Annotated in this window: 13 protein-coding genes; 8 read left to right on the forward strand and 5 right to left on the reverse strand. The window is 42.3% G+C overall.

Annotation, left to right across the window (positions count from 1 at the left end):
• Positions 1–107: 107 nt before the first annotated feature.
• A complete protein-coding gene (locus FTU66_RS03365; RefSeq protein ID WP_104852982.1) occupies positions 108–1,241 on the forward strand; it encodes a hypothetical protein in 1,134 nt (377 codons plus the stop codon).
• Between the two features lie 137 nt (positions 1,242–1,378).
• On the opposite strand, the gene FTU66_RS03370 is transcribed toward FTU66_RS03365, so the two are convergent.
• The 3 genes from FTU66_RS03370 to tusA all read right to left on the reverse strand — a co-directional run bounded on the left by FTU66_RS03370 (position 1,379) and on the right by tusA (position 4,500).
• Positions 1,379–2,839: an autotransporter outer membrane beta-barrel domain-containing protein gene (locus FTU66_RS03370; RefSeq protein WP_180112303.1), complete on the reverse strand. Its 1,461-nt coding sequence runs from the start codon at positions 2,837–2,839 to the stop codon at positions 1,379–1,381.
• A gap of 20 nt (positions 2,840–2,859) precedes the next feature.
• The gene (locus tag FTU66_RS03375) at positions 2,860–3,516 is read right to left on the reverse strand and encodes a hypothetical protein (protein ID WP_180112304.1); all 657 of its coding nucleotides are present in this window, start codon (positions 3,514–3,516) and stop codon (positions 2,860–2,862) included.
• A 726-nt stretch (positions 3,517–4,242) separates the two neighbouring features.
• A complete protein-coding gene (tusA, locus tag FTU66_RS03380) occupies positions 4,243–4,500 on the reverse strand; it encodes a sulfurtransferase TusA (RefSeq protein ID WP_004975955.1) in 258 nt (85 codons plus the stop codon).
• A 197-nt stretch (positions 4,501–4,697) separates the two neighbouring features.
• Between tusA and FTU66_RS03385 the strand changes: the two genes are divergently transcribed.
• Positions 4,698–5,537, forward strand: coding sequence for a CBS domain-containing protein (locus FTU66_RS03385; RefSeq protein WP_004975954.1), 840 nt, complete (start codon positions 4,698–4,700; stop codon positions 5,535–5,537).
• A complete protein-coding gene (gene lnt, locus FTU66_RS03390; RefSeq protein WP_004975952.1) occupies positions 5,534–7,090 on the forward strand; it encodes an apolipoprotein N-acyltransferase in 1,557 nt (518 codons plus the stop codon). Before FTU66_RS03385 ends, lnt begins: the two co-directional genes overlap by 4 nt.
• 111 nt (positions 7,091–7,201) lie before the next feature.
• Here lnt and gspG read toward each other — a convergent pair whose 3' ends face one another.
• A complete protein-coding gene (gene gspG / locus FTU66_RS03395) occupies positions 7,202–7,636 on the reverse strand; it encodes a type II secretion system major pseudopilin GspG (protein ID WP_004975950.1) in 435 nt (144 codons plus the stop codon).
• A 76-nt stretch (positions 7,637–7,712) separates the two neighbouring features.
• A complete protein-coding gene (gene gspF, locus FTU66_RS03400; RefSeq protein WP_004975948.1) occupies positions 7,713–8,918 on the reverse strand; it encodes a type II secretion system inner membrane protein GspF in 1,206 nt (401 codons plus the stop codon).
• Between the two features lie 152 nt (positions 8,919–9,070).
• Here gspF and FTU66_RS03405 point away from each other — a divergent pair, with 152 nt between their 5' ends.
• The 5 genes from FTU66_RS03405 (at position 9,071) to FTU66_RS03425 (ending at position 15,526) form a co-directional block, all read left to right on the forward strand.
• Positions 9,071–11,293, forward strand: a complete 2,223-nt coding sequence (locus FTU66_RS03405; protein ID WP_180112305.1) for a primosomal protein N' — start codon at positions 9,071–9,073, stop codon at positions 11,291–11,293.
• A gap of 72 nt (positions 11,294–11,365) precedes the next feature.
• Positions 11,366–13,207 (forward strand): monovalent cation:proton antiporter-2 (CPA2) family protein, encoded by a 1,842-nt coding sequence (locus FTU66_RS03410; RefSeq protein ID WP_154321101.1) that lies wholly within the window; start codon positions 11,366–11,368, stop codon positions 13,205–13,207.
• A 50-nt stretch (positions 13,208–13,257) separates the two neighbouring features.
• The gene (hslO, locus tag FTU66_RS03415; protein WP_004975941.1) at positions 13,258–14,133 is read left to right on the forward strand and encodes an Hsp33 family molecular chaperone HslO; all 876 of its coding nucleotides are present in this window, start codon (positions 13,258–13,260) and stop codon (positions 14,131–14,133) included.
• A gap of 257 nt (positions 14,134–14,390) precedes the next feature.
• Positions 14,391–14,855, forward strand: a complete 465-nt coding sequence (locus FTU66_RS03420; RefSeq protein WP_004975938.1) for a DUF2147 domain-containing protein — start codon at positions 14,391–14,393, stop codon at positions 14,853–14,855.
• Between the two features lie 209 nt (positions 14,856–15,064).
• The gene (locus tag FTU66_RS03425) at positions 15,065–15,526 is read left to right on the forward strand and encodes a DUF2147 domain-containing protein (RefSeq protein WP_154321103.1); all 462 of its coding nucleotides are present in this window, start codon (positions 15,065–15,067) and stop codon (positions 15,524–15,526) included.
• Positions 15,527–15,620 lie beyond the last annotated feature (94 nt).

Below are 15,620 nucleotides of genomic sequence, written 5' to 3' on the forward strand. Positions count from 1 at the left end.
ATGCTGACTAAAACTGACTTGAGTGGAGTATAAAGCAGTACTTTGAGTTTTATCTTGCTCAAGCATTTGGTTGTTCTTCTTATTTTCATTAGAAGAGGAATTCCAACATGCTTAATTTAACAGACACCCTCAACCAACTTAAAAATGTGCAGGCACAACCTGCAGTCAGCTTATTTCTACCCACACATCGTACCTTTCCAGACAATCAGCAAGATGTGATTGCTCTTAAAAACCAACTTAAACAACTCGAAGAACGCCTGTTGGCAGACTATGACAAACGTCTGGTGGCACAAATTTTAGAACAGATTCATCATCAAACCAAAGATTTGAATCCCAACTACCATTTAGACAGTCTGGCTATTTTTGCCACAGCCGACAGTGCACAAGTACTGCGTCTGCCATTCCCTACCCAAGAACGTATTGTGATTGATCAACAATTTTCAGTGCGTGATTTTATTCGTGAGCTATCTTATGCAGTGCAATACTATGTGGTAGTGATCAGTCGTGAAGTTGGACGTCTGATTAAGGCCTCCAATGATCGTGTAATCCATGAGTTTTCTGTAGATGACAGCGACTTGAATGAACGACTGCCACATGGTGCATTTCCTGTTCAAAATGATAACTTATATAGCACCAGCGGTGCAGAACGTGCCACAGCCGCCAATGAAGACCGTTTACTCAAAGAGTTTTTAAACCGTGTCGATAAAAATGTGCAAACTGTACGTGCCAGTGAGCCATTGGGCTTGGTCATTGTGGGTGATCGACGCAATATCAGTTTTTATGAATCTATTTGCGACCAACCCAATGCCATTATTTTCAGTGTAGATAACGTCACTCAGCTAGAACAAGGCAGCGCACAACACATTATTGACAGTATTCAGACCGAGCTAAAAAGCCATCAACAACAATTGCATCAGCAACATGCGCAGCAACTGGATGAACTCTATGCCAGTGACCGTGTTGTGACCGATCTGCAGCAAATTTATCAGGCAGTGTTGCAAAATAATGTCGATACTTTATATGTTCAACAAGGCTACATGCAGACAGGTTGGGTCGATACCGACCAGCAACGAATTTATCTAGATCAAGCGCACGCACCTGACAGCGCACAAGCCACAGACGATGTGATCAACCATATTATTGATGCAGCACAGCAACACGCTGCCAATATCGTATTTATTCCTGCCGATTATTTACAGTCCAAAGCACCACTGACTTTAATGAGTCGCTATGCGGTCTAAAACTCAGTCCATTTGACTGTGATCTAAAAAACAGCCATGCAGATTTATCTACATGGCTGTTTCAATCAAGATTCAAACTTCTCATTCATACGCAAATCTACGCTTTTTCATGACTTTCTCATGAATAAAACGATCAATTAGAATCGAGTCGTTACCGCCAACTGTACCCGATGACTGTCGCTATGTGATCGCCCGCTATATTCATAATTCAAATTGAGAAAACTATGTTGTCCAAAGTGAAGTTGTGAACCTAAGGCAGCATGATATTGACCTTGATCGGCATGCCATGCATCAAACTTCAGTTTCTCCGCTGTGCCTACATAATGGGTATCTAAATATGCTTTTTCCTGAATCGGTTGGCTGTAATACAAGCTGCCTTGCAATTGCCATGCTGGATTCAACTGGTAATTGGCTTGCAAACCTGCACCAAAATTCCAGCGCTGCATCACCAAATCATCTAAGCTGTTGACACCATCCTGCTGAGTTTGTTCGGCATGAACATAATGTTGGAACGAAGCGTCTAAATACGGTTGAATCTGCATTTTTTGACTGAGTGGATAGCTATAATCTAGACGCAAACCTGCGGCATACATTTGTCCATCAAACTGTATTTTTTGTGCTTGAGCATGACCACGCTGCGCGTCAACATCCACCTGCATGCCTTTTAACCATGCCGCGACACTTAAATCAGGATTAAGCTGCTGTGCTGTCCCCATAGTTAGTGCATAGGCTTTGCTCTGACTGCTATTTTTTGAGCCTGTTTGTACGGCATCATCTAAGTTCAGTTGACTGAAATCGGCCTGCGCTGCCAAGGTCATCCCTGCCAGTTTTGTTGCCACACCAACACCTTGATGATGACTACGGCGCTCACTATTTAAGCCGACATAATCCATATCATAACTTTGGTAATCACCCGAAAACCAAAGCTGTTTGGGTTGTGCGGTTGCCAAACGCTGTGCAAACTGACGTTCTTGCTTGCTGCTTTCTTCTGCGACATTTAAAACGGTATTGGCATAAAAACTTGGATCAAGTTGATGAAACAGTTGATTCAATGCCTGCGTAGAAACTGTACTTTCAGCAGCATTGCTATAACGTATAGTTTGAGCAAAATTGTTAAATAAGCGATTGGCAAAAACTTTTTCAGCATCTTCCAGCGTTTCTAACTGTTGTTTCTGATCAAGACTTGCTAAAACTACATCTAAATTACGGGCAACCTGAGTACGTCCTTCAAGTTCAGCAGCAAGAGCCGCCACCGTTTCAGTCGATTTACGCTTTGCCGTAATCACCACATCGGTATTGATTGTATCTGCCGCACGTACAGGCTCGCCCGTTGCATTCAGTTCAGGACGATAACTAACTTGTGTCAACTCAAATAATGGATTGCTTGAGCGATAAGCATCGAACTCACGCTGTACGCCTTGTTGCGCACGTAATACGGTAGTTTGTGAACCTTGTGCAGTAATAAGTGGCTGATCAAGTGGCACTTCATCAAACAGGTTCAAAGTCCCTGCCAAATTGGCGGTTCCCGTTACCGTCAGCAAATTGCCAAAACGTGCTTTAAAACCCGCATATTGCTGCTGATCTGCAGCAATCTGCATCGAATAGTTGCCTGTGATGGTTAAATTGCCTTCCTTTCAAGAAATGCACTGCCTGTTTCGACTTCTAAAGTGTTTTGTGAGGGTTCAAGTTCTTGAATCGTACTACCCATCTCAACTTCAGATGTATCTTGTGGTACTTCAATATCTTGAATTGCACTATCGACCAAAACGGTGTCGGTTAAAGCAGGCTCTACTGCAGGTGGAGCTACCACATCGACAGGTTGCTCTGCTTCTGACGGAGGTGATTCAAGTGTAGGTATCGTATCAGGCTGATTAACATCATTATTTTCTAAAACGGTAGCATCATCGCTAGGTACAGCATCATTGCTGTCTAAAAGTGAATCTTCAGTTGGTGATGTATTGCCATGATCTGTACTGCCACCACTCAAACCACCACCATTGGATGATACATCGCCATGATCTAGCTCTAAATTCACAGGAGGTTGATCGGTAATGGGTGCAGATGGTGCGACAGGTTGCTCTACTCCGCTGCCAATGCCTTCATTTGTAGTCGGTTGATCTTCTTGGCTGACATTTTCTGCCCCCAACACATCAGTGACTTGAACCGTGCTTGACTGAGAGCCTGAACTCGATGAACAGCCTGAGATACTCATGGCCAATAAACACGCCACACTCAGTGGCTTTAAAGAAAAGTTTTGCTTTTTATCTAAAATCATACCGTACTCAATCAAAATGATGATAACGCAAGATTTATTGATGATTGATCACGTAAAAAATTAAGCAGATTTTGCTCAGTCTAAATGGCATATTTTTTTAAGATAAAGACAATCAGTTAAGCCCCCCAAAATTATTTTTCTTAACTTGACTACTTTAATGCGACAGCTTAATCAGCTTTTTCAGCCTTATAAAACATAAACACTGCCATATAACATTCAAACCAAGCAAAACCCCAAATCTGCTTAATTTTATCCCCAAATGTTCTGCAATCGAACTCAATAAACTGATCGCATTATAGGCTAATTTTTCCATATATTAAAAAATATTTAAAATAATTTTGTTAAAAATCAATAACTAAACAATAGACTAAACTCACACTCTAAAAATTATTTCTTATACAACACACAGAGCTTTGTTAGATTTTGCACAAGCACACAACTTGCCCTATAAATGCAGAAAAGTTGAAAAGTCCCTTAAAAAATGTGTAGCAGATAACGCAACTCGTGGATCGTTTCGCCATTTTTTAACTCAAACTGTGAAGCAGGTTGGATTGATGCAAAATTGATGAAAAATTAAAAATAAAGTTGAACGTCATGGCTAAAAACACAAAAGGCATATTTCAACTTGCATGAATTGCAAATGAAATATGCCTATATGGATCACATGACTATTTTATCGTGTTTAAATTATAGTGTTCTAAAAGTGCTGAGGCTAATTTTTGCCTATTAGCCTTTTTTCACCAAATAATGAAATTCTTTATTGCCTTGCTCATCTAAGCGTTCTTCTTGCAATAACAACTCATGCCCCAAATGCATGCAAAATTTTGGAATATCCCAAGACGTCGAATTGTCAGTTGCAAACACTTCAACCACATCGCCAGACTTAGATTTGCGAATGGCTTGATGCAGCATCATCACAGGTTCAGGGCAACGCAAACCGCGGGTATTCAGTTGAATACTAGGTGTGACAGGAAGTTCAGACATGCACAGACTCGATATTAAAACATCGGGCTAGTTTAGCATAAAGCGCAGCCTTGTTTTATGTGTTCCCGCTACGCACAGCAACACATCTCGTGACGTAATTGCCGTCATTTTCTCCCAAGATTAGCAATAGACAACTGTATTTTCTAAGGTATGATTAAGCTAAGTTTTTTAGATATAAAGAGTCTTTAGGAAAGATCATGCACGAGGAATCAGGCCCATCGTGGGGTATGCGTGGCCTAAGAAAATGGTTAGGCACTGCACCAGAAACCCGCGATGAATTGCTAAAATTAGTACAAGATTCACGTCGTTTTTTAGAACCCGATACGGTGGCAATGCTCGAAGGTGTTCTGGATTTACCTGCCACCAAAATCCGTGAAGTCATGACCCCACGTACCGCCATGATTAGCTTACAAGAAGATGATGAGCTACTCGACATTTTGCATGTACTGGTCGAATCGGCACATTCACGTTTTCCTGTGTTCTCATCTGACCAACCCGACAACGTGGTGGGGATTTTATTGGCAAAAGATTTATTGCCTTTACTGACCGAACAAAGAACCAAAGTCGATATTCGCGCCTTAATGCGTCAGCCGTTATTTGTGCCTGAAAGTGCTCGTTCAGACCAAGTATTGCGTATGCTCAAAAACACCCAAACCCATATTGCAGTGGTGATTGATGAGTATGGCACCACTTCGGGCTTGGTTACTTTAGAAGATATTTTAGAAGAAATTGTCGGTGAAATTGAAGATGAACACGACAATATTGACGAAGAAGCAGAATACATCATCCCCGATCACGACCCAAAAACGGCAAATACTTGGTTAGTACAAGCACTTACACCAATCGAACATTTTAATAATGTTTTAGATGCAGATTTTTCTGACGATGAAGTAGAAACTGTGGGCGGTTTATTGCTTCAGGAAATTGGTTTGGTGAGTGATTTGCAAGGACAAGTGATTGTGATTGGCAACTGGGAGTTTACCATTCTTGAAGCAGATGCCCGCACTATTCATCTGATTCGAGCCGTACGTCAATGAGGACTTTTTTTTCCAAGCTGTCTAATCCTGCAGAACATCAACAACTGCCCTTAATTTATCCATTAATCATTGCCCTATTGGCAGGTGCAGTGTTTAGTTTGGCACTTGCTCCCTATCATTACTGGTGGATTGCCTTACTTTCACCTGCTTTGCTGTATGCGACTTTAAGCAAACGCACCCCGAAACAGGCCTTTTTGATTGGTTGGTCTTACGGGATTGGGTTGTGGTTTGTCGGAGCATTTTGGCTCTATACATCCATTCACGTCTATGGCGACACCAATGCCTTTTTAAGCGTGCTGATGATTGTCATTATGGCGCTGTTGATGGGTTTGTTTACTGCCGTACAAACGTGGTTATATCGTCGGTTTTTCCCTGAAACACCACTGACTTTTGCACCGCTATGGGTATTTTTTGAATGGGCGAAAACTTGGGTCTTTACAGGTTTTCCATGGCTGTTTGCAGGTTATGCCTTCACCGAACGCTTTTTGGATAGCTATGCACCGTTGTTTGGTATTTTCGGGGTGTCTTTTGTGGTCATCTTGCTGGCCTGTGCGTTGGTTGAAGTCCTTAAAAAGCGTATCTTCTGGCTGATTCCATCGGCAATTTTACTTTTGGGTGCATGGGGTGCAGCACAACTCAGTTTTGTAACTGCAAAATCTGAAAAGCCACTCTCGGTTTCTCTGATTCAAGGCAACATTCCTCAAGACTTAAAGTGGCTAACCGAATACCAAATTAAGACCTTGGAAATTTATACCCGCTTGACCCGAACTGAATGGGGACGCGACATTATTGTTTGGCCTGAATCATCCATTCCAATGTTCCAGACCGATATTGAACCGTTTTTGGATGCCATGAAAACACAGGCTGAAAAAACGGGCAGTTCGTGGGTGACAGGTATTCCGTATTGGGACTTGCCTGAATCACAAGTGCAGCAACATCCAATGTATTACAACAGCATTATGGCAACGGGAGATGCGGCTGAAGGCTTGTATAAAAAGCAGCGTCTGGTGCCTTTTGGTGAATATATTCCGCTTTCAGGCTTACTGAGTTGGGTACTACCTGCGATGCAAAATGACCCATCCATGAGTGGTTTTTCACGTGGAGCGTCTGAGCAAAAACCGCTTGCAATTAAACAGCATCATTTGGGGGCAGCCATTTGTTATGAGGTGGCTTATCCGAACCTGACCCGCCGCAATGCTAGCCAAAGTGACTTTTTGGTAACAGTATCCAATGATGCTTGGTTTACGGGTACTGCAGGGCCATTGCAACATTTACAAATGGTACAAATGCGCGCCAAAGAAAATGGACGCTGGTTTGTTCGTGCCACCAATACAGGTGTGACCGCATTTATTGACCATCATGGGCATATTGTCAAACAAGCGCCAATGGATCAGGAATTTGTGCTGCGTGGTGATCTGCCTGCCATGCAAGGTCAAACACTGTATACCCAACTCAGCGATTGGCCTGTGCTGATTTTCTCATTGCTGTTGTTAATTATGGGGTGGATTTATCGACCACGTCAGGTGGATGTGTCGTTTAAATCACGTCGTTAATAGTACTGTTCAATAGCGGCTAGAAATAACCATTCATAAAAAAACCGAGCATTAAGCGCTCGGTTTTTTTGGAGTTCACTGAATCAATATATAGACTCAACTCATCTTCTATTAAGGCTGATAATAAATGTCGGCATCGGTACCTTCACCACCCTGCTGACCATCTGCACCAAAAGAATATAAATCAAATGGGCGACCTTCTGAACCCGGAATCACATATTGGATGTCATTATCCCAACTGTCTTTCGGATAGCCCCCTTTCACATAACCGCCTGGCAACCAGTTTTTAGCCGAAGCAGGCTGATTCACCAAGGCGTCTAAACCACCGTCTTGCATTGAAGGATATTTTTGATTATCGAGTTTGTATTGATCGAGTGCGCCAGCCACACCTTTTAAAGTAATAACCGTAGTATCTACTTTGGCTTTTTCACCACGTCCCATTACGTTCGGTACGATTAAAGCCGCCAACACACCTAAAATTACAATCACCACCATGACTTCAATCAGGGTAAAACCAGACTGTTTACTCGGTTGCTTCTGTTTCATTCAATCTCTCTCATTTATTTATATCAATTCGACATTTATTTTAGATTCTGTTTGAAGAACGATGCTTCAAAACGATTTAAATCATATTGTTCATATTCACAATTGGCAGCATTACCGCAATCACAATCACCAGTACAATACTCGCCATCAGTACCAACATCAACGGTTCTAATAATGCCAACAGGGTAGAAATCAGTGTGGTCACTTCACGGTCTTGCATGTCTGAAGCACGTGACAGCATACGGTCTAACTCGCCCGAGGCTTCACCACTTTTGATCATTTGTACCATCATCGGTGGGAAATAACCACTGCGCTCTAATTGCGTCGCCAAGTTACCACCTTCAGTGACTTTTTCTGCCGCCAAATTGACCGCATCACGAATGACCCAGTTGTTACTGACCGCAGCACCAATATTTAGCGCATCCACCAAAGGCACACCCGACTGAGTCAAAATAGACAAGGTACTGGCAAAACGCGCGGCATTAATCCCACGTGATAATTTTGCAAATAACGGCAACTTTAAGGTTAAACGGTCAAAGGCATAATGCCCTGCGGTGGTGCGTAAAAAACGCACCAACAACAATACCCCCACCACAGAAGCCACCAGTAAAAACGGCCATGCAACACGAATAAAATCACTGGCTTTCATTAATGCCACGGTGATCCACGGCAAGGCATCTTTGCTCTGATCAAAGGTTTTAACAATATCGGGTACGACATAAGTCATTAAACCCATCACAATCGCAAAAGACATCAGCATTAAAATGATGGGATAAATCATCGCCCCTTGAATTTTTTTCTGCATGGCAAAGCGGTTTTCGGTGTAATCTGCCAATTGTTCCAGAATTAAATCCAAATGCCCCGAACGCTCGCCTGCGGCAATGGTGGCAATATATAAGTCTGGAAAACGCCCCGATTGTTGTAAAGCATTGGCCAGTGAATAACCTTCCAAAACTTTGGAACGCACCGACATCAGCAAATTTTGCACATGGGCTTTTTCACTTTGTTTACCCACAGCGCGAACGGCTTCTTCCAAAGGAATCGCAGCAGCCACCAAAACCGATAACTGACGGGTCAGCAAAGCCAAATCATAGGCGGTGATTTTTTTCTGAAACCATTGTTTGCCACTGTGTTTATCTTTTTGTTCAACGGTATCGACACTGACAGGAATCCATTCTTTGTCACGTAATTGCTGACGGATTTGTCGTGCAGAATCACCCTCTAAAACACCTTTTTGCTGCTTCCCTGAAGCGTCAATGGCAGTAAATTGATATGCTGGCATTGTAATGCTCTAATTTTCCAAAATTTCTTGCAACGCAGTTGCGTCAGACCACTAAAATCATTCATATTCTTAGATATAAATTCTGTGCTCACTCTAACACATGCCAAAGTCGAGCACGAAGCCATTTTTCACAGGACGATACGACTTTTTCTATGCCAGATTCTACTTTAGACCCACAGCCTGTTTATCGTATTCGAGTGGCTGTACCCGTATATCTTTACGACTGCTTCGATTATATGCTCAGTGCAGCACAATATCAGCAAGCAGAAGTGGGCGCGCGGGTCTTGGTTTCTTTTGGTCGGCAAAACTTGGTCGGAATTATTGTCGAAAAACTGGCACTCGACACCCCAATTGATCCACGTTTTAAACTCAAAGCCATTAGCGAACTGTTAGATGAGCAAGCGATTTTAGACCCTAAAGTTTTAACTTTGTTGACATGGTCGGCACAATATTATCAATTCCCGATTGGTGAAGTGATGCAAAGTGCCTTACCTAGCTTATTGCGCCAAGCCAAACCCTATAATTTATTGGCACGTACTTGGAAATTGTTGGATGCACATGCCGAAGCTAAAATTACACGCTCAGAAAAACAACAAGAAGCCTATAAAATTTTAAAGCTGCATCCTTCGGGAACTTCTGAAAATATTTTAAATTTGGCAGGCATTGAAACAGCAACCCTAAAAACCTTGGCGAATAAAGAAATTTGCGCATGTGTTTTGGAAGCCCAAGATTTTAGCCCAATGCCAGTGACTTTGGCGCAAATGCCTTTAACCCCTAATCCAGATCAGAAAAAAGCCATCGACAGCGTACTTAAAGTACGGCAGCAATATAAGGCATTTTTACTGGATGGTTTAACGGGTAGCGGTAAAACTGAAGTGTACTTACACATCATGCATGAGGTACTAAAACAGGGCAAACAAGTGTTGGTGTTAGTACCTGAAATTGGTCTAACGCCACAAACCATTAGCCGTTTCCAATCGCGTTTTCACTGCCACATCGCCCTCTTACATTCAGGTTTAAATGATTCCAAGCGTTTGCAGGCGTGGCAAGCCGCACAAACGGGCAAAGCCTCGATTATTTTAGGTACACGTTCTGCGATTTATACCCCATTGCCAAATTTAGGCTTGATTATTTTAGATGAAGAACACGACCTGTCTTTTAAACAGCAGGAAGGTTTTCGCTACCATGCCCGTGATGTTGCGCTCTATCGTGCCCATCTGGAAAATTGCCCTGTTATTTTAGGTTCGGCAACTCCAAGCATTGACAGCTATGCACTAGTCGATCAAGGCAAAATGCAATGTCTGGAATTAAATCAACGCGCGGGCACGGCACTCATGCCCAAAATCCACCTGATTGATTTAAAAATTGCCAAAAAACAGCACGGTATTAGCCAACAATTGATTGATGAAATCAAAAAACGCTTGGCTAAAAAAGAACAAGTTTTGGTGTTTTTAAACCGACGCGGCTATGCACCTGTATTGATTTGTGAGAGCTGTGCATGGCAAGCCAAATGCCCAAATTGTGATGCCAACTTTACCTTGCATCATCAACCTTATACACATTTGCATTGCCACCACTGCGGTACGATTCATCGTAAACCTGAGCAATGCCCAGCCTGCAACCATGCAGAGCTTAAACCAATTGGCATGGGCACTGCCAAAGTCGAAGACAGTTTAAATGAGCTGTTTCCCAATGTAGATGTGATTCGGGTCGATCGTGACTCGACCAGTCGTGTTGGCAGTTGGCAAAAAATTTATGACCGTATTCAACGCAGCGAACCACTGATTTTATTGGGCACGCAAATGCTGGCCAAAGGACATCATTTTCCGTATGTGACATTGGTGGCAATTTTAGATATTGATTCAGGCTTACTCAGTGTGGATATTCGCGCACCTGAACGCACGGCTCAACTGATTGTGCAAGTGGCGGGACGTGCAGGGCGTGGTGAGCATAAAGGTGATGTTTATTTGCAAAGTGTGCGTCCTGATCATCCACTTCTCACCACATTGGTCGAGGGAGATTACCGCAAGTTCGCCAAACAAAGTTTAAAAGAACGCAAAGCTGCACAATTACCGCCTTATCGTTACAGTGCTTTGATTCGCTGTGAATCTAAAAGTCAGGAATTAAACCAGCAATTTTTACAACAACATGCACAATGGCTTAGAGAATATTCAGAACAATTAATTGAAATTTGGGGGCCGATTCCTGCGCCAATGGAACGTAAAGCAGGACGTTTCCATGCACACATGGTGTTGTTGTCTAAAGATCGGGCACGCTTACATTTTTATATCAGGAACTGGTGGCAAAATATGTTGCATGAAAAGCCATCCAGCATGAAACTAAGTTTAGATATAGATCCGCAAGAATTTAGCTAATACTGTAAATTGAAACTTAGCTGTATCAGCACTTATTTCAATAATCCACCGCTTTAAACTTTGGATGACCACATGTCCTTATTGTTACAAATAACCATTTTTCTAGGCGCTTCATTGGTTTTGGTTCCCTTACTAAAACGCTTTGGTATTGCGACCGTATTGGGCTATTTGTTTACAGGCATTTTGCTAGGGCCTAGCGTATTCAATATTGCCAGCGACCCCGATGATATTCAGGAACTGGCAGAATATGGTGTGGTGTTCCTGATGTTTATTATTGGCTTAGAACTGCGTCCACAACGGCTGTGGGAAATGCGCAAGCCCATTTTTGTTTTGGGTAGTTTACAGGTCGGCATCACGGGTATTCTACTTGCAATCTTGGCTTTTTTTGCCTTACAGCAAGGCATTGCCTCAAGTGTGGTGATAGGTTTTGCACTGGCACTTTCCTCTACAGCCTTTGTGCTACAAATGTTGCAAGAAAAGCAGCAACTCAACAGCAGTTATGGACAACAATCCTTTTCCATTCTGCTGTTTCAAGATATTGCCGCCATTCCTTTAATTGCCATCATTCCCATGTTAGCAGGTGCAGAATCGACTCATCATGGCATTGCTTATTTTGCTGCAATCATGGCGACCTTTAGCGGTTTGTTCTTATTTAGCCGTTATCTCATGCGTCCATTTTTTCGTTTTGTGGCTAAAAGTGGCGCACATGAACTGATCACTGCTGTCGGTTTATTCATTGTACTTGGCGTGGTCAGCATTATGGATGTGCTGGGCATTAGCACCACCTTAGGTGCATTTTTAACAGGCGTATTGTTGGCAGATTCCGAATTTAGACATGAGTTAGAAGCCAGTATTGCCCCATTCAAAGGCTTATTGCTAGGCTTATTTTTTATGACCGTCGGGATGAGCACCGAACTGGCAATCTTAATGAATACCCCTTGGCTGATTGTAGGCGGTGCATTGCTGCTCCTGCTCATCAAACTGATTAGCCTCACGGCCATTGCCCGTTATTTCCAATATTCTTGGCGCAATAGTTTGTTGTTGGCGACTTGCTTGGCACAAGGCGGTGAGTTTGCCTTTGTGGTGCTCAGTGTCGCACAAAGTGAAAGTGTGCTCAGCCAGGCCATGCTGCAACCACTGACCTTAATTGTGACTTTGTCGATGGTGTTGACCCCAATTTTATATTGGTTGATGAGCAGTCAAATTATTCCTCGCTTAGAACGTGAAAAATCGCCTGAATATGACGAAATTCCCGATACACATCACCCCATGATTATTGCGGGTTTTGGTCGTTTTGGACAAATTATTGCCCGTGTGGCGTACTTGCAGCATCTGCACTTTACTGCCATCGACAGCAATATGGATAAAATTGATTTTGTGCGGAATTACGGCGGTAAAGTCTATTATGGCGATGCCACTCAACCTGAAATTTTACGTGCCGCAGGCATCGAGCATGCCAAAATCTTTATTCTAGCCATTGATGATATTGAAGACTCAATGAACGTGGCACGGCATATTCGCCTGAATTATCCAGCGCTAAAATTACTGGTACGCGCTCGTGATCGTCATCATGTGCACTTATTGCGCGATTTAGGCGTTACCTATATTTGGCGTGAAACGTATTTATCCTCTTTAGGCATGGCCTATCAGGCTTTGCGCGATTTGGGCATTAATGAAAAAGATGCCTATAAAAGCATTGAGTTGTTCCGTGATTATGATGAACAACTCTTGGCACAACAGCAGCACATTTATACCGATGAACAAAAAGTATATGAAACCCATCGTAACGCTTTGGCAGAACTGGAACACCTGTTTGAAAGTGATGCACAAAACCGTGAAATGCCCTTGGGTGTCGATTTAAAACGCGGCTTGCATAGCAGTCATATTGATGTAACACGTGATGCAGCAAACTGACTTGTGTTTTACAATATTGCCACCATTAAAACAGGGTTATGGAGAATTTTATGTCTGATTTACGCCAACGCTTTTTTATTGAAGATAGCCCTGTTCGTGGTGAAGTAGTTCATCTCGAAGAAGCTTTGCAAACCATTTTGAAACAACGTGATTATGTGCCTGCGGTACAAGTGTTGTTGGGAGAAATGCTTTGCGCCACTGCCCTACTGGCCAGTACCCTAAAAATTAAAGGGCGTATTAGCTTACAAATTCAGGCATCTGGCACATTTAAATGGGCCATGGCGGAATGTAACCACTTGGGTGAAGTGCGTGCGTTGGCAGACTACGAACAAGACCCGCGCTTTTTAAGCGCTGAAGACAGCAGTACCGTCCTGAAAAGTTTGGTCAGTCCTGTACTGTTTATTAATATCGAGCCTGAATTTGGTGAGCGTTATCAAGGTATTGTGCCTTTGGACAAAGCCAATTTAGCTGAATGTTTAATGCAGTATTACGACTTATCGGCACAAATTCCAACTCGTATTGTGTTGGCAAGCAATGCCGAACGTGCGGGCGGTTTGCTGATTCAATTGTTGCCGCGTAACAGTGAAGAAGAACAACAACGGGTCGATGAAGATTTATGGCCGCGTGTGACCATGCTGACTGAAACCTTAAAAGCGGAAGAATTGACTGATTTAGACGTCAATGAAATTTTGTACCGTTTGTACAATGAAGAACAAGTGCGTTTGCCTGAAGTGGAAGCCTTACGTTTTGGTTGCACTTGCTCCAAAGAGCGCTGTGCCAATGCCTTAATGCAAATTGGTGTTGCTGCGGTACGTGAAACTTTGGAACATCAGAACCCAATTACTATGGATTGCCAATTCTGCAGCACACAATATAGCTTTAGTGCCGAAGAAGCCTTAGGTTTATTCGGAGAACATCTCAGCTAAATTACATGGCGAATACCGTGATTAATGTGTGATGCAATACTGAAAATTCACCAAAAATGAGCAGTCCATTCTGCTCATTTTTATTTGCGTGACGATCATCGTCAAAACCTATTATTTTATTACTTTTCATGTGATTAATTTCACAAAACTTTCATGCAATTACTAGAAAATACCGCGTAAATTAGGTATAAATAATCCCATATTTTTTTTATGCCTTTATATATTTTAGGCTGCTTCTTCTCTGGGATATTGATTTTATGAACACCCTATTCTTTTCTCGTTTAGCATTCATCAGCGCGATTTGCTGTTCAAGTTTAGCTTATGCAGCCAATGCAGACCCACTTTTGGGCAAATGGAAAACATTAGACTACCGCACAGGTTTTTCATTGTCTGACGTAGTCATGAGTAAAGATAAACAAGGTGCGTATGCCGCTACGATTATAGAACTACGTGCGGTTCCTGGCGCACCGCGTTTGGAAAATTGCACACTCTGTACGGGTAAAAATAAAGATAAGCCACTGTTAGGTTTTGTGCCATTAAGTCACTTAAAAGCTACGCCAAGCAATCAAATTGAATTTTATGAAGGTGACTATTTAGACCCGCGCACAGGTAAACAATATAAAACTCGTGCACGTTTAAGCAGCAATGGCAAACATTTAACCCTTTATAATGTAGACCTTGCCACCAATGCCAGCCGCAAAATGACGTGGGTGAAATACTGATATTATTCCTCACCAATGCGATAAAAGCTGTGTTCTGCACACTTTTATCGGAATGATTAGATTTAAATTACCAACTCCATAACACTTATATCTTTTCCTGCCTGACATCTCACACTGCTCAATTTGCTTGTTTATTACATTCTTGCTATAAAACCCGAAATAGAATTTTTACTCTATTTTTTTAAATAACAATTTTGGGGATGCTGTTCATGAAAATAAATTTCAGAGGGATTTTTGTGGGTTTAGTTTTAACAACCCTCTCAAGTGTTGGCTTTGCAGAAAGCGATCTACTGGTCGGTAAATGGAAAACCATTGATGACCGCACTGGTTATTCGCGTGCCGATGTCGAAATTCGCAAAAAGCCAGATGGCACTTATGAAGGCATTATCGTGGAAACCCGTAATATTCCGGGTGCAGAAAAAATGGTGATTTGTAGCAATTGTCCAGGTAACTTAAAGAATAAACCTTTTATTGGCTTGCCATTTATTTGGGGCTTTAAACAAGATGCTAAAAACCCACGTGAATTTAACCAAGGTCATGTTTTAGACCCAATTGGCGGTAAAGTTTATAAAGGCAAAGCTCGTTTAAGCGCTAACGGTAAGCGCCTCACCTTACGTGGCTATGTAGGTGTTTCAGTGATTGGTCGCAGCGTGACTTGGGTAAAATACTAATTCCAAAAACTAAGATATTGATTTACAGGGTTCTTTTTAAAGAGCCCTTTTTATTACCAAATTTTGAAACAATCCTTTTAAACACCGTACGACC

The sequence above is a fragment of the Acinetobacter sp. YH12131 genome (genome assembly GCF_013418635.1).
In the GTDB taxonomy this organism is placed as follows: domain Bacteria; phylum Pseudomonadota; class Gammaproteobacteria; order Pseudomonadales; family Moraxellaceae; genus Acinetobacter; species Acinetobacter towneri.

What these genes read in the sequence shown, in the direction of transcription:
- FTU66_RS03365 (WP_104852982.1), top strand. Translation starts at nt 108, where the DNA reads ATGCTTAATTTAACAGACACCCTCAACCAACTTAAAAATGTGCAGGCA.
- FTU66_RS03370 (WP_180112303.1), bottom strand. Translation starts at nt 2,839, where the DNA reads ATGCAGATTGCTGCAGATCAGCAGCAATATGCGGGTTTTAAAGCACGT.
- FTU66_RS03375 (WP_180112304.1), bottom strand. Translation starts at nt 3,516, where the DNA reads ATGATTTTAGATAAAAAGCAAAACTTTTCTTTAAAGCCACTGAGTGTG.
- tusA (WP_004975955.1), bottom strand. Translation starts at nt 4,500, where the DNA reads ATGTCTGAACTTCCTGTCACACCTAGTATTCAACTGAATACCCGCGGT.
- FTU66_RS03385 (WP_004975954.1), top strand. Translation starts at nt 4,698, where the DNA reads ATGCACGAGGAATCAGGCCCATCGTGGGGTATGCGTGGCCTAAGAAAA.
- lnt (WP_004975952.1), top strand. Translation starts at nt 5,534, where the DNA reads ATGAGGACTTTTTTTTCCAAGCTGTCTAATCCTGCAGAACATCAACAA.
- gspG (WP_004975950.1), bottom strand. Translation starts at nt 7,636, where the DNA reads ATGAAACAGAAGCAACCGAGTAAACAGTCTGGTTTTACCCTGATTGAA.
- gspF (WP_004975948.1), bottom strand. Translation starts at nt 8,918, where the DNA reads ATGCCAGCATATCAATTTACTGCCATTGACGCTTCAGGGAAGCAGCAA.
- FTU66_RS03405 (WP_180112305.1), top strand. Translation starts at nt 9,071, where the DNA reads ATGCCAGATTCTACTTTAGACCCACAGCCTGTTTATCGTATTCGAGTG.
- FTU66_RS03410 (WP_154321101.1), top strand. Translation starts at nt 11,366, where the DNA reads ATGTCCTTATTGTTACAAATAACCATTTTTCTAGGCGCTTCATTGGTT.
- hslO (WP_004975941.1), top strand. Translation starts at nt 13,258, where the DNA reads ATGTCTGATTTACGCCAACGCTTTTTTATTGAAGATAGCCCTGTTCGT.
- FTU66_RS03420 (WP_004975938.1), top strand. Translation starts at nt 14,391, where the DNA reads ATGAACACCCTATTCTTTTCTCGTTTAGCATTCATCAGCGCGATTTGC.
- FTU66_RS03425 (WP_154321103.1), top strand. Translation starts at nt 15,065, where the DNA reads ATGAAAATAAATTTCAGAGGGATTTTTGTGGGTTTAGTTTTAACAACC.